Annotated in this window: 11 protein-coding genes and 1 riboswitch; of the genes, 3 read left to right on the plus strand and 8 right to left on the minus strand. The window is 70.9% G+C overall.

What is annotated here, in order from left to right; all coding sequences use genetic code 11:
- Positions 1–12: 12 nt before the first annotated feature.
- From ACIQBL_RS12800 to ACIQBL_RS12820, 5 genes are all read right to left on the minus strand, one after another.
- Complete coding sequence (locus ACIQBL_RS12800) at positions 13–630, minus strand: ATP/GTP-binding protein (RefSeq protein WP_043671398.1); 618 nt, start codon at positions 628–630, stop codon at positions 13–15.
- The gene (locus tag ACIQBL_RS12805; RefSeq protein WP_033281763.1) at positions 608–979 is read right to left on the minus strand and encodes a DUF742 domain-containing protein; all 372 of its coding nucleotides are present in this window, start codon (positions 977–979) and stop codon (positions 608–610) included. Before ACIQBL_RS12805 ends, ACIQBL_RS12800 begins: the two co-directional genes overlap by 23 nt.
- 2 nt (positions 980–981) lie before the next feature.
- Positions 982–1,416, minus strand: coding sequence for a roadblock/LC7 domain-containing protein (locus ACIQBL_RS12810; RefSeq protein ID WP_401940204.1), 435 nt, complete (start codon positions 1,414–1,416; stop codon positions 982–984).
- Between the two features lie 71 nt (positions 1,417–1,487).
- The gene (locus ACIQBL_RS12815; protein ID WP_401940207.1) at positions 1,488–3,701 is read right to left on the minus strand and encodes a sensor histidine kinase; all 2,214 of its coding nucleotides are present in this window, start codon (positions 3,699–3,701) and stop codon (positions 1,488–1,490) included.
- A 578-nt stretch (positions 3,702–4,279) separates the two neighbouring features.
- Complete coding sequence (locus tag ACIQBL_RS12820) at positions 4,280–5,482, minus strand: MBL fold metallo-hydrolase (protein WP_401940210.1); 1,203 nt, start codon at positions 5,480–5,482, stop codon at positions 4,280–4,282.
- A gap of 262 nt (positions 5,483–5,744) precedes the next feature.
- On the opposite strand from ACIQBL_RS12820, the gene ACIQBL_RS12825 reads away from it, so the two are divergent.
- On the plus strand, positions 5,745–6,923 hold the full coding sequence (locus ACIQBL_RS12825; protein ID WP_401940211.1) for a Glu/Leu/Phe/Val dehydrogenase dimerization domain-containing protein: 1,179 nt from the start codon (positions 5,745–5,747) through the stop codon (positions 6,921–6,923).
- Between the two features lie 44 nt (positions 6,924–6,967).
- Positions 6,968–7,582 carry a TetR/AcrR family transcriptional regulator gene (locus ACIQBL_RS12830; protein ID WP_401940213.1) on the plus strand — a complete coding sequence of 205 codons (615 nt, stop codon included), beginning with the start codon at positions 6,968–6,970 and terminating at the stop codon, positions 7,580–7,582.
- Positions 7,583–7,911: 329 nt separating this feature from the next.
- Here ACIQBL_RS12830 and ACIQBL_RS12835 read toward each other — a convergent pair whose 3' ends face one another.
- From ACIQBL_RS12835 to ACIQBL_RS12845, 3 genes are all read right to left on the minus strand, one after another.
- Positions 7,912–8,697: an SGNH/GDSL hydrolase family protein gene (locus ACIQBL_RS12835; RefSeq protein ID WP_401940726.1), complete on the minus strand. Its 786-nt coding sequence runs from the start codon at positions 8,695–8,697 to the stop codon at positions 7,912–7,914.
- A 191-nt stretch (positions 8,698–8,888) separates the two neighbouring features.
- Entirely contained in the window at positions 8,889–9,827 is a 939-nt protein-coding gene (locus ACIQBL_RS12840; protein ID WP_401940215.1) for a peptidoglycan DD-metalloendopeptidase family protein, read from the minus strand.
- Between the two features lie 4 nt (positions 9,828–9,831).
- Positions 9,832–9,994: riboswitch (cyclic di-AMP (ydaO/yuaA leader) on the minus strand.
- Between the two features lie 302 nt (positions 9,995–10,296).
- Positions 10,297–12,369 (minus strand): alpha-galactosidase, encoded by a 2,073-nt coding sequence (locus tag ACIQBL_RS12845; protein ID WP_401940216.1) that lies wholly within the window; start codon positions 12,367–12,369, stop codon positions 10,297–10,299.
- 170 nt (positions 12,370–12,539) lie between these two features.
- Between ACIQBL_RS12845 and ACIQBL_RS12850 the strand changes: the two genes are divergently transcribed.
- The gene (locus tag ACIQBL_RS12850) at positions 12,540–13,337 is read left to right on the plus strand and encodes a tyrosine-protein phosphatase (RefSeq protein ID WP_401940217.1); all 798 of its coding nucleotides are present in this window, start codon (positions 12,540–12,542) and stop codon (positions 13,335–13,337) included.
- Positions 13,338–13,352 lie beyond the last annotated feature (15 nt).

Below are 13,352 nucleotides of genomic sequence, written 5' to 3' on the forward strand. Positions count from 1 at the left end.
GGTGTGCGGGGATCACATGTGGGCACCATGGCTCGGCGCGGGCGCCGGGGCGTGGGCGATGAGATGGCGTACGAGGGTCAGCAGGGTCTGGACTCCGGAACTGGAGATCCGCGCGTCACAGCGCACGACGGGGATGCCGGGGTCGAGATCTATGGCGGCGCGCACCTCCTCGGGGTCGTAGCGGTAGGAACCGTCGAACTCGTTGATCGCGACGATGAATCCGAGGCCGCGCTGCTCGAAGAAGTCGACGGCGGCGAAGCACTCCTCCAGGCGGCGGGTGTCGGCGAGGATGACCGCGCCGAGCGCGCCCTCGGACAACTCGTCCCACATGAACCAGAAGCGCTCCTGCCCGGGCGTACCGAACAGATAGAGCACGTGTTCCGGGTCGAGGGTGATCCGGCCGAAGTCCATCGCCACGGTCGTCTCGACCTTGTTCTCGATGCCCTCGAGATCGTCGGTCGCGGCACTGACCGTGGTGAGCAGCTCCTCCGTGCTGAGCGGCGCGATCTCGCTCACCGCGCCGACGAAGGTCGTCTTGCCGACGCCGAAACCGCCCGCCACCAGGATCTTCAGCGCGGTGGGGAAGGGATCGTGGCCGCTCTCGTAGTCAGAGCTGTCGTCGTAGTCCATCGAGCACTGCCTCCAGAAGAGACCGGTCAGTGGGGTTGTGGTGGAACTCGGGTGGCTTGGTCGTCAGCGCCCCGCAGTCGACGAGGTCCGACAGCAGCACCTTGGTGACCGCGGCCGGCAGCTTCAGGTGGGCGGCGACCTCGGCGACCGAGACGGGCGCGCGGCACAGGTCCAGCGCCTGCGCGTGTTCGGGGCCGAGGTAGCCGAGCGGGGTGGCGCCGGTGGCCATGACCTGCGACAGGAGGTCGAGTGCGACGGAGGGCCGGGTCCGGCCGTTGCTGACCGTGAACGGGCGCACCAGACGTCCGGCCGCATCGTCCAGCCAGGGCCCGTCGCCGGCCGTCGCCACGCTCAAGGCCTCATCGCAGGTGATTCGACGGCGTGCTGCCGGGGCGCGGTCACGAGGTAGGGGCGGACGCTCTTGACCAGCATCGCCATCTCGTAGCCGAGCACGGCCGCGTCGGCCTCACGGCCGGCGAGCACGGCGAGACAGGTGCCGGAGCCGGCGGTGGTGACGAAGAGCAGGGTCGAGTCGAGTTCGACGACGACCTGCCGGACGTCTCCGCCGTCACCGAAGCGGGCGCCCGCGCTACGGCCGAGGGAGTACAGGCCGGAGGCCAGGGCCGCCATGTGGTCGGCGCTGTCGGGGTCGAGGCCGTGAACCGACTTCACCAGCCCGTCGCAGGAGAGCAGGACCGCGCTGGTGGTGTGCGGTACGCGCTGCACGAGTCCGCTCATCAGCCAGTCGAGATCGGATACCTGGCCGGTCGGCGCATCGCTCGCCATGGTGGATCGACTCCTTGGGGTACGAAGGTCTGCGGGAGCGCGGGTGGGGGTGGGGGTGGGGACCTGCGTGGTCATCCGGCTGATGCGCTCCCGTCGTGCCGGGCCGTGAGGTCGTGACCGTGACCGGGGGCATGCGCGTGTGCTTCGGCTATGGGGGTCGCGTCCATGGGGGAGGCGAGGGTCAAACGGTCCGTGTGCGTGCCTGTGCCGGTGTCCGGTGTCGTGGGCTGGGGCTGGGGCTGGGGCTGGGTGGTGTAGCGGTGGAGTGCGGTGTCCATGTAGCCGGAGGTCATGTGTGTTGCCGACATGTGGGGCGGCTCTACGGTGACCGGAGCCGGGGAGGACGGTTCCGTGGCAAGTGGGTCCGCCTGGAGGGCGCTCATGTAGACGCCGCCTGTGTGGACTCCGTTCGTGGAGGCACCGTTGGTGTGGACCCCGCTGGTGGATGGGGAGTCTGTGTGGTCCGACTCCATGGATGGTGCCTCCATATGTGGTGACGCCATATCGGTCCCCTCCCTCGCGAAGGTCCCCTCCGCCTCCATGTGCTGCTGTGCCTCCGCGAGGCCGATGCCCCGCTGGAAGGCGGCCATCAGGCCGGGGTCGTGGCCTGCGGGTTGTTCGGAGTCCTGACGGGGGGCGGGACCGTCGCGGAGTTGGGGGGCGATGTGTTCCTGGGCGCGGCGCCGGGGCAGTTGGGGCGGTTTGCCCATGGTGCCGCGTACCGCTCCGCCGCGTCGGACGGGCGGTGCGGTCACGTTCTCGGCCACGGTCCGCCGGTCGCCGGGGCGGATGCCGGGTACCGCCTCCGAGGGGTTGGCCCGTTCCGGGTGGGCGCCGCGTACCGGCAGCGGCACCGGTCCGCTGCCGTTCGGCGCCGGTGCGGCGGGCGGTGCCGAGTCCCCTCGTTGATGCCGCCCCGGTGCCCCGGCCTCGCGCTGGTGCCGCGCCGGTTGCCCCCCGTCGGTCCCGCCCGGCGACCCACCTTGCCCCCGGCCCTGCGGAGGTTGCCGCGGCGGTACCAGCGGATGCCCCCCGCCCATGGTGTCCTCCGGTCGCCCTACGGCACCGGGGGCGCCCGGCGTCGTACCCAACAAGGCCTGTGGCACTACGAGTACGGCCTGCACCCCGCCGTAGATGTTGGTCTGGAGGCGGACGTGGATGCCGTGCCGGCGGGCGAGTTGGGAGACCACGAACAGGCCGATGCGGCCGTCGGCCAGCAGGCTGGCGACGTTGACCTGGTCGGGGTCGGTGAGCAGGGTGTTCATACGGCTCTGTTCGCCGACGGGCATGCCGAGTCCGCGGTCCTCGACCTCGACGGCGAGGCCCGAGGTGACGAGGTTGGCGCGGAGCAGTACTTGGGTGTGCGGAGCGGAGAACACCGTGGCGTTCTCCACGAGTTCGGCCAGCAGGTGGATCACGTCGGCGACGGCGTGGCCGCGCAGGGTGCCGTCGATCGGCGGCACGAGTTTGACGCGGGAGTACTGCTCGACCTCGGCGATGGCGGACCGGAGCACCTCGGTCATGGAGACCGGGTTGCTCCACTGTCTGCGGGAGACGGCGCCGCCGAGGACGGCGAGGTTCTCGGCGTGGCGGCGGATGCGGGTGGCGAGGTGGTCGACGTGGAAGAGGCCCTTGAGCAGGTCGGGGTCCTCGATCTCGTTCTCCAGCTCGTCGAGGATGGAGATCTCCCGGTGCACGAGGGACTGCAGGCGCCGGGCGAGGTTGACGAAGACCTCGACCTTCTGTTCGCTGCCTGCCTGGCTGGAGAGCTGGGCCGCCGCCACGACGGCGGTGACGGCGCCGTCGTGGGCGTGTGCCAGGTCGGCGGCGAGCAGGTCGAAGTCGTCGGCGTCTCCGGGGGGCCGGCTGCGCGGCTTGCGTGGGGGCGGGCCCTCGCCTCGGCGCAGCGCCTCGACCAGGTCGCGCAGGTCGGCCTCGCCGCGCGCGCTGCTGCGGCGCAGGGCACCGATGCGGTCGCTGACGGAACCGGCCGCGCGGCCCGCGGCCACGGCGGCGATCACGATGCCCGCGAGCGTCACCGACGTGGCTCCGGCGAGGACGCCCCAGAGGGTGAGGCTGGTCCGCGCTCCGGTGGAGCGGACGGTGAACAGGACGGCCGCGCTGGCGCTCAGGGCGACCGCGACGGGCGGCAGCACGGCGAGGCGCAGGAGTTGGGGCCGTATGTGCGTCTCGGGCACTGCGGGCACGGGGCGGGCGGCCGGTCGCCCGTGCCGGCCGCCCTCACGGCGGTCTGCGCGTGCGGCCGGTGCACGGAGTTGAGACATCGGCGTCCTCGTACTGGTGCGTCGGGCCGGTTTGCTCGCGCGGGGTGCGCGATTCGGGCATACGCCATCGCGGTGCCGGTCGAGAGAGCCGAAGAATTCGGCACCGCGTCGCCCGACGGACACTCACAGTAGTCGTCAACGCATCATGTGCGGTGGGCAGTTGACAAAGTCCCACGGGGAGCGTCCCGCTCTGGTATGAGGCCTCGCACGACAGACCGATAACCTTCTCGGCCGCACGGCGAAGAAGGACAAAGAATCGATCGCCCCTGATCGGAACCGGTCGCGAACGGGCGCCAGGGGCTGGGGAGCTCGATGCCGGTCAGCCCCCGATGTTCACCTGCCCCGCGCCTGCGGCTGGGCCGCGACGGCGTTTCCCGGGGGTTCCGCCGCCCTCGGCCGTGGGCCGGAACATCACAGGCCGTATCCGGAGGGGGCACTGTGGCCGGGCGGAGCCACCTCATCGCCGGCGACCGGCCCCCACACGATTTCGTGGAGGGAGTCGCCGGGGACTGCGCACTGCGGGGGCGCGGCCCGTGCCGGACCGCGACCCCGTCAACACCTGTGGGTTCGGACCTCCGTCAGCGTTCGTTCGCGAGGTCGAGTTCCGCCGGAGTCGCGGCCGGGTTCGGTTCCGTCCCGACCGGCTTCGGGGTGCGCCAGTGCTGGTCGATCGTCCCCCCGAAGGGCCGCCACCAGGGGTCCGTCACCGGGTCGCCGCCCGGTTCGAACGGCTCGCCCGGCCGCGGGGTGACCACGGCCTGGCCCGCCGCCTCACCCTCGTAAGCGGTCCATTCGCCGGGCTCGGCCCACGGGTGCAGCGCCAGGTTGAACGTGCCCCAGTGGATCGGCAGCAGCACCCCGTGCGGCTGCCCGCCCTGGAGGTCGAGGTGGGCGCGCATGCCCTCCTCCGGCGTCATGTGGATGTCGGGCCAGAACTCGCTGTACGCGCCGATCTGGATCATCGTCGCGTCGAACGGGCCGTGCGCGGCGCCGATGTCCTTGAAGCCCTCGAAGTAACCGGTGTCACCACTGTGGTAGATCCGGTGCTCGTCCCCGGCGACCACCCAGGAGGCCCAGAGCGTGTGCTGGGTGTTGCGCAGACCGCGACCGCAGAAGTGGCGGGCCGGGGTGGCGGTCAGGGTGAGGCCGCCGACCTTGGTCTCCTCGTTCCAGTCCAGCTCGCGCAGCCGGTCGGCGGACACACCCCAGTGCTCCAGGTGGGCGCCGACGCCGAGCGGCACAGCGAACAGGGTGTCCGTGTCGGCCAGCGCCTTGATCGTGGGCATGTCAAGGTGGTCGTAGTGGTCGTGCGAGACGACCACGACATCGACCGGGCCGAGCGCGGCCAGCGGCAGGGGCACCGGGTGCAGCCGCTTGGGTCCGGCGAACGGGAACGGGGAGCAGCGCTCGCCCCAGACCGGGTCGAAGAGGACCCGGTGGCCGTCGATCTCCGCCAGCACGCTGGAGTGCCCCATCCAGGTCAGCCGCAGCCCGGTGGCGGCGCGCTTGGCCAGGTCGGCGAGGGTGGTGGCGTGCACCGGCAGAGTGCCGTCGGGGGCGCGGCGGGCGCGTGCCTCCTTGTCGAGGTACGCCTTGCCCATCTGACCCATCGTGCCGCCGGACGGGCGGACGTTCGTGTTGCCCCCGGGATTCTGGAAGACCCCGTCCTTGAAGTGGGGGGATCTGCGGATGCGCGCCAGGCGCTCGCCGCTCGGGTCCGCGCCGAAGGCCGCGGGCCGCAGCTCGCGGAGCCCGGAGCTCAGGGTACGGAAACCGGTCACGATTCCTCCAGGTGGAGTCGGTCAGGCTTTCCATTATGGTCGACCCCTGTGACAACGCCGGTGCGTCGGCGTCGCGGAGCCCGCTTTCCAAGGAAAGACCAAAGTTCCACGCCTCTTCGGGGCTGAACCCGATCTTCCGTTGACAGGACGCGACGCCACTTTCGATACTGACTCGCCGTTCAGTACCTGCTGTCCGGCACCCACCTCACCACCCACCCTGTCGGCACCACCCATCCTGTCGGCCGGCGCCCGAGGAGTCCGCATGACCGCCCCCTTGATGTCGCTCACCTGGACCGACCACGTCACCGGCCGCCAGGGCTTCCTGGTCGTCGACCGGTTGGTGCGCGGGGTGTCGAGCGGTGGTCTGCGGATGCGGCCGGGCTGCACGCTCGACGAGGTGGCGGGGCTCGCGCGCGGGATGACCATGAAGGAGGCGCTGCACTACAACCCGGAGAGCCGTTACGTCCCTCTGGGCGGCGCGAAGGGCGGCATCGACTGCGACCCCCAGGACCCGGTGGCATACGGCCTCCTCGTGCGCTACCTGCGCGCCATGCGGCCGTACATCGAGAGCTTCTGGACGACGGGTGAGGACCTCGGGCTGACGCAGGACCTGGTCGACAGGGCCGCCGCGGAGGCGGGGCTCGTGTCGTCGATCCAGGCGGTGTATCCACTGCTCGACGACGAGGCGACGGCGCGGCGGCGGCTCGCGGACGCCTTCGCGGTCGAGGTGGACGGCATCGGTCTCGACGAGCTGGTCGGCGGCTGCGGGGTCGCCGAGTCGGTGCTCGCGGCGCTGGACCGCGCGGGCGTGCCCTACGCGGGGACGCGGGTCGCCGTGCAGGGCCTGGGCACCATGGGCGGGGCGACGGCGCGGTTCCTCACGCGCGCGGGGCTGGCGGTCGTGGCAGTGGCCGACATCAAGGGCACGATCACGAACCCGGACGGGCTCGACGTGGACGCGCTGCTCGCCGCCCGGGACGCGTACGGCACCGTGGACCGCGCCGTACTGCGCCCCGGCGACCGCGAACTCCCCGGCGAGGACTGGCTGTCCGTCGAGGCGGAGGTGCTGGTCCCGGCGGCCGTGTCGTACGCGATCGACACCACGAACCAGCAGGGGATCACCGCCCGCTGGATCGTCGAGGCGGCCAACATGCCGGTACTGCCCGAGGCGGAGGAGCTGCTGGCCGCGCGGGGGGTCACCGTGCTGCCGGACGTGGTCGTGAACTCCGGGACGAACGCCTGGTGGTGGTGGACCCTGTTCGGCGACATCGGCGCGGACGCGGACGAGGCGTTCGCCCACACCCGGCGTTCGATGCGCGCCCTCATCGACCAGATGCTGGCCCGCGCGGAGGCCGACGGCACGACACCGCGCGCCGCCGCGCACGCCATCGTCGCGGACCGGCTGCCGGTCATCGCGGAGCGTTTCGGCTGGTACCGGTGAGGTACGAGGCACCACCTCGGCGGGCGACGGATTAGGGTGACCGCGTGGCGAGAGTGCGGTTGGGCGTGGCGGAGCGGCGTGCGGAGTTGCTGCGGGCCGCCGTCGAGCAGATCGAGGCGCGGGGTGTGGCGGCGGTCAGGATCGCCGACGTGGCGTCGGCGCTCGGGGTGAGCAACGCGCTGGTGCTCTATCACTTCTCGACCAAGGAGAAGCTGGTCGCCGCCGCGTTCACGTTCGCCGCCGAGGACGACCTGGCGCATCTGCGCAAGCTGCTCGGCCGCCGTACGACCGCGCTGCGGCGGCTGCGGGCCGCGGTGCGCTGGTACGCGCCGACCGGGCAGGCCAAGGGCTGGCGGCTGTGGATCGAGGGCTGGGCGGCGGCCCTGCGTGAACCCGCCCTCCTGGACGTCACCCGCGATCTCGACCGGCAGTGGAAACGGGCGCTCGCGGAGGTCGTCGCGGAGGGGGTCGCCGCGGGCGAGTTCGAGTGCGCGGACCCGAACAGCGCGGCCCTGCGCCTCACGGCCCTCCTGGACGGCCTCGCCGTACAGATGACGGCGTACGCGGGAGCGGTGTCGCACGCACGGGCCCTGGAGTGGGTCGACGAGGCGCTCGCACGGGAACTCGGCCTGGAACGGGCGGCGTTGACCGCTTCCTGAGTCACGCGCGAGGGCGGCGATACGGGGGGCGGCACGGCCACGCGTGCGCGTGCGGGCCGCCAGCACCATCCTGCCGCCGGGCGAGTCCGCGGGCGCGGCCACGCGTGCGCGTGCGGGCCTACGGCGGGCGCGTGCGGGCACCGGGATGTGACCCCGGGGCGAGGGACGGCTCCCGGTCATGTCACGTCGACACCCCGGTTCACCCGTCGACGGACCAGCACTCCCGCGAGGTCATCCCACCGGTCCAACCCGCCGCGCCGGGACCTACCAAGCCGTACAGCCCCCGGCACAGCGGTCGCACCCGTCACCCCGTCACCGTCGTCACCCCGTCAAGCCACCGACTGGATCCGCATCTTGATGTCGCCCGGCGACAGCGCCCCCTTGGCCTCCACATGGTCACCCGAGGACTCGCCGCGCAACCGGCGCCCGATCCACGGCACCAGGTACTCGCGCGCCCAGTGCACGTCGTCGCGCCGGATGTCGAGCGTGCCGCGCGGCGGCAGCGGGGGCCAGGGCTGGTCCGGGTCGACCGGGACCTCGACGCCGAGGACCTGGCCTGCGCGGAGCGCCACGCGCGTGTGCCCCTCGGGAGAGAGATGCAGCCGGTCGCCGTCCCAGGCCCGCCGGTCCTGGACCGTCTTCAGGGACCACAGGTCGAGCACCGGGCAGCCGTACCGGTCGGCGATGGCCCGGACATGTCCGTTGTAGGTGGCGATCTTGCCGCGCAGATGCTTGAGCACGGGCACACCACGGGTGTCGAACCCGGTCGTCACCATGACGGTGCCGACGGCACGGGTGAGGTCGGCGACCGCGCGTTCGAAGCGCTCGGCGACCTCGTCGGGGTCGGTGCCGGGACGGATGATGTCGTTGCCGCCCGCGCAGAAGGAGACCAGGTCCGGGCCGATCTCCTTGGCCCGGGTGAGCTGGTCGGCCACGATCTGGTCGAGCAGTTTCCCGCGCACGGCAAGGTTGGTGTACTCGAAGTCGCCCTCGGGTCGGCGGTCCGCGAGCAGTACCGCGAACCGGTCGGCCCAGCCGACCATCGCCCCGTCGGGCCCGGGGTCGCCGACGCCCTCGGTGAAGCTGTCCCCCACCGCCACGTACGACCCGATCACTGATCTGCTGTCGCTCTTCGAATCGTTAGCCACGGCAACCATAATTCACCCTGGAGTGTGACCTACGCGATCGTATTTAGGGGTTGACGGGCGGTGAGATAAGCCACTTGTAAAGGGTTGCCCAAAGTCGGAATAAGCCTCTGAGCAGGGGCGTTGACGCCAGGAACTGCCCTGCGCCGGGCCCCGAGAGGTCAGCCGACGGTGACGCCGTGCGAGCGGAGGTAGGCGACCGGGTCCACGTCCGAGCCGTAGTACGGAGTGGTCCGGATCTCGAAGTGCAGGTGCGGGCCGGTCACGTTGCCGGTCGCACCGGAGAGGCCGATCTGCTGCCCCTCGGTCACGGTCTGGCCGGCCGAGACGGACAGCTGCGACAGGTGCGCGTACTGCGAGTACTCGCCGTCCGCGTGCCGGATCACGACCTCGTTGCCGTAGGCGCCGTCGTAGGCCGCGGAGACGACCGTGCCGGCGGCGACCGCCTTGACGGTGGTGCCGGTCGGGACGACGAAGTCGACGCCCGTGTGGTAGCCGCTGGACCACATGCTGCCCGCGACGTGGTAGCCGGTGCCGATGGTGGCGCCGACCACGGGGAGGGTGTAGCCGCTGGAGGTGCTGGTGCTCTCGGCGCTCTGTGTCGCCGTCGTGCTCTTCGAGGAAGACGAGGAGGACGAGGAGGACGACGACGAGGACGAGGGCGCCGAAGAACCGGACGGCTTGGACGACTTGGACGACTTGCCCGTCCCACTCGTCGTGGCCTTCTGGCCGAGGGTGAGCTTCAGGCCCGGGTGGATCAGCGACGGGTCGCCGCCGATGGCCTCACGGTTGTCCTGGTAGATCTTCTTCCAGCCGCCGGTGACGTCCTGGTCCTCGGCGATCTTCGCGAGCCAGTCACCCGCCTTCACCGCATACGTCTTCACGTTCGCGGCCTTGGCGGTCGTCTTCTCCGCAACCGTCTTCTCACTGGCCGGAACCGACTGAACGGCCTTTTCCGGAGCGGAAGTCGTAGTCGCGGCATGGGCGCCGGCGGCCCCCATGAGCGGCAGGGCGAGCGCGGCGCCGCCGGTTCCGGCTACGGCTATCGAGCGGGCGAGTCGCGGGGACTTCGGGCGGCGGTGCTTACCCTTCGCGGGCATGACGAATTCCTCTCCGGCGCCTGCGAGGTGAGCTGTCGGGTGCGGGCTGGAGATGCCCGGCCGCGCGCTGGTCGCGGCTTTACCCCAAGCCCGTTCCGGAGACCGGAACAGGCGTCCTACCTGTGGGTCCCCCGCTCCTGCCGCATACGGGTGGGTGTGTGCGGAGTCCGGGCGGCGGCAGGATTGGGCGTCCGTCCGGATTGGTGGCGAACGTAAGCGAGGAAGACGCAAAGGGACAAGCAGGAGGTTCCACGGATATGCGTTTCTTGTGATCCCCTGTGGGAATTCACAGTCACCCTCCGTGAATTCCCCGGGGGTCCATCCTTCAATTCCCCTGGAAAAGCACGTCAATTACGTGAACATGACGAACGACGTACGGTCACGAATATGACGCTGATCACGTACATGCCCCTCAGGTTCCCTTATTCCAGAGCGAGTTGGAACGAAGGCTGCAATTAGGACAGAAGGCTCAGATGCGACGCAGTCGGAGAACCGTCGCATCGAGGTCACCACGCAACCCGGTCCGCAGCCCGTGATGCAACAGGACCGCGCCTCGGTGGACTTCGCCCGTTTCGAGGCATTCGTACGACGCCGACGGGTCGAGCCCGCGCAGCCGGAGCGCCGGCAACGGCTCGCCGTAGTGCTGCGCCTGGAGCAGGGCGAGGACGACGGTCTCGTCGCCGCGCACGTACTGCACGGCGCTCAGTCCGCCCGTCGGCGGGCGCAGCCGGTGGAGGTCGCCGTGCTGCACGAGCGGCCGGATCTCCTTGTAGAGGTCCACCCACCGGCGGGCCTCGGCGAGTTCCTCCTCGGTCCACTCCGAGAGGTCGCCGCCCACGCCGAGCACCCCGGCCATGGCGCTCACGAATCGGAAGCGCAGGCTGCTGACCCGGTCGTTGAGCTGGGTGTTCGGGCTGTCGGTGACCCAGGCGGCCATCACGCGCGCGGGGTGGATCTGGCTGAAGCCGTGCTGGATGGCGAGCCGGTCGAGCGGGTCGGTGTTGTCCGAGGTCCACACCTGGTCCGTGCGGCTCATGATGCCGAGGTCGATCCGGCCGCCACCGCCCGAGCAGGACTCGAAGGCCACGCCCGGGTGGGCCGCCCGCAGCCGGTCCAACAGGCCGTACAGGGCGTGCACATGGTCGACCCAGAGGCGCTGCGGATAGGCCTCGCCGGGCCAGCCGGCGTCGGTGAAGCAGCGGTTGAAGTCCCACTTCACATAGTCGATCGGGGCGCTGGTCAGCAGCGTGTCGAGGCGCTCCCAGAGGTACTCCTGGACGTCCTCTCGGGCCAGGTTCAGCACGAGCTGATTGCGGAACTCCGTCCGCTTTCGTCCCGGTTGGAACTGCACCCAGTCGGGGTGCGCGCGGTACAGGTCGCTGTCCGGATTGACCATTTCGGGCTCGACCCAGATGCCGAACTGCATGCCGAGCGCGTGCACGTAGTCGGCGAGCGGCTTGAGACCGCCGGGGAAGCGGTCCGGGTTCGGGGTCCAGTCGCCGAGTCCGGCGCGGTCGCTGGTGCGCTTCCCGAACCAGCCGTCGTCGACCACGAACAGCTCGACCCCGGCCGCCGCCGCACGCCGCGCGAGCACGCCCTGCTGCTCCTCGGAGATGTCGAACTGGGTGGCCTCCCAGGAGTTGTAGAGCACCGGCCGGTCCTGGTCCGCGTCCGGGATGACGTACGTCCGCTGGTACGTGTGCCAGGTGCGGCTGGCCGCCCCGAAGCCGCCGTCGCTCCACAGGCCGGCGAAGACGGGGGTCGTGAAGGACTCCCCCGGCTCCAGGAGCAGCAGCCCGGAGTCGTCGTACCCGGCGCCGCCGCTGATCTGCACGCGCGCGTCCGAGAGTTGGGCCACGGCGATCCGCCAGGACCCCGACCAGCCGAGAGCACACCCGTAGACCTCGCCGCGCTCCTCGGTCGCGTCGAGGTCGAGGGCGACCCAGGGCAGGTGCTGGTGTCCGGTGTGTCCGCGACGGCTGCCGATGACCTTCTCACCGTAGGTGAGACCGGAACGCACCAGCCGGGACTCGGCGGCCCACCGCCCGTGCAACTGCGACAGCCCCCATCCCTCCCGCTCGGGCAACGTCCACACGGCGGAGTCGGCGCGCAACAGCTCCAGAGCCCCGGGCCCGTCGTTGTCCAGGGTCGTCCAGCGCTCTACGACGTCGCCGCGCGTCCGGTAGTGCAGGGTGATCGCCAGTCCGCTGTCCCGGAAGCGCAGCCGCAGCTCGTCGTCCTCGGTGTCGTAGCGCTCGAAGGTCCATTCCGTGCCCCGGCGCTCGGGCGTGCGCACGGACAGGGCGGGCCGGGCGAAGCGGGGGCCGCCCTCGACGGGGTACTCCTCGCGTCCGTCGAGCGGGGACTCGAAGGAGGAGCCGCCGGGCAGCGGGCGGGCGGCGAGCTCCTCGGCGTCCGCCAAGGCGATGGCGGGGCCCCAGTGCAGGTGGAGCAGCTCGTCGCGCTCGGTGAGATGGACGGCGTAGCTGCTCGTGGGGCCCGACAGCACCCACGTACGGCCGTTCTCGGCGATCTCCAGCATCAAGTCCCTCACAGATTCGAACAAGTCCACTCAAGTGGCAACATCATCAATGGCCCGGGGCCTGTGAGGCAACGTCTGTGGACAACTCATGGCCCGAGGAATCGATGTCGTATCGTCGGGAACGTGCCCGCCGGTGAGCCGCGCCGTCGGGCCGAGTGGGAGGAGTCCTCGTGACGCAGCAGATTCCGTCGACCGAGCCGGAGTTGTCCGGAGTGCGCAATTTCCGGGACGTGGGCGGACTTCCGACGGTGGACGGACGGCAGGTGCGGCACGGAGTGCTGTTCCGCAGCGGCCATTTGGCGCACGCGACCGACGAGGATGCGGCGTTCCTCGCCTCCCTCGGGCTGCACACGATCTTCGACTTCCGCAACGCGTCGGACCAGAAGCTGGAGGGCCCCGACGTCGAGCTGCCCGGAGTGCGCAATGTGAACCTGCCGCTGAGCGACCCGGCGGACGGCTCCGAGTTCTGGAAGATGGTCCGGGACGGCGAGATCGAACAGCTGCGCGGGATCCTCGGCGACGGCAAGGGCGCCGACCGGATGATCGCCTCGTACCGCACGATCATCAAGGAGCGCACCACCGAGCACTCCCAGGTGCTGCGCTCTCTCGCCGAGGACAGCGTCCCCGCGCTGATGCACTGCGCGGCGGGCAAGGACCGCGCGGGCCTGTCGATAGCCGTGACGCTTGTCGCCGTGGGCGTGGAGCGCGAGGCGATCCTCGCCGACTACCTGGAGTCGAACGCCAAGCACCGCCGCTATCAAGTGCGCCGCAGCGGCGCCTCCGCCGCGGGCCACTCCCCCGAGGTGATGGAACTCCTCAGCCCCCTCTTCGACGCCCGCGCCGAGTATCTGACGGCGGCCTTCGACACCGTCGAGGAGACCTGGGGCGGGGTGGACACCTATCTGGAGCAGGGGCTGGGGATCACCCCGGAGGTCCGGGAGCGGCTGCGCGAGCGCCTGCTCGACTGAACCGACGGCTGCGGC

The sequence above is a fragment of the Streptomyces sp. NPDC088350 genome (assembly GCF_044753545.1).
GTDB lineage: Bacteria > Actinomycetota > Actinomycetes > Streptomycetales > Streptomycetaceae > Streptomyces.

What these genes read in the sequence shown, in the direction of transcription:
- ACIQBL_RS12800 (WP_043671398.1), bottom strand. Translation starts at nt 630, where the DNA reads ATGGACTACGACGACAGCTCTGACTACGAGAGCGGCCACGATCCCTTC.
- ACIQBL_RS12810 (WP_401940204.1), bottom strand. Translation starts at nt 1,416, where the DNA reads ATGGCGAGCGATGCGCCGACCGGCCAGGTATCCGATCTCGACTGGCTG.
- ACIQBL_RS12815 (WP_401940207.1), bottom strand. Translation starts at nt 3,701, where the DNA reads ATGTCTCAACTCCGTGCACCGGCCGCACGCGCAGACCGCCGTGAGGGC.
- ACIQBL_RS12825 (WP_401940211.1), top strand. Translation starts at nt 5,745, where the DNA reads ATGACCGCCCCCTTGATGTCGCTCACCTGGACCGACCACGTCACCGGC.
- ACIQBL_RS12840 (WP_401940215.1), bottom strand. Translation starts at nt 9,827, where the DNA reads ATGCCCGCGAAGGGTAAGCACCGCCGCCCGAAGTCCCCGCGACTCGCC.
- ACIQBL_RS12845 (WP_401940216.1), bottom strand. Translation starts at nt 12,369, where the DNA reads ATGCTGGAGATCGCCGAGAACGGCCGTACGTGGGTGCTGTCGGGCCCC.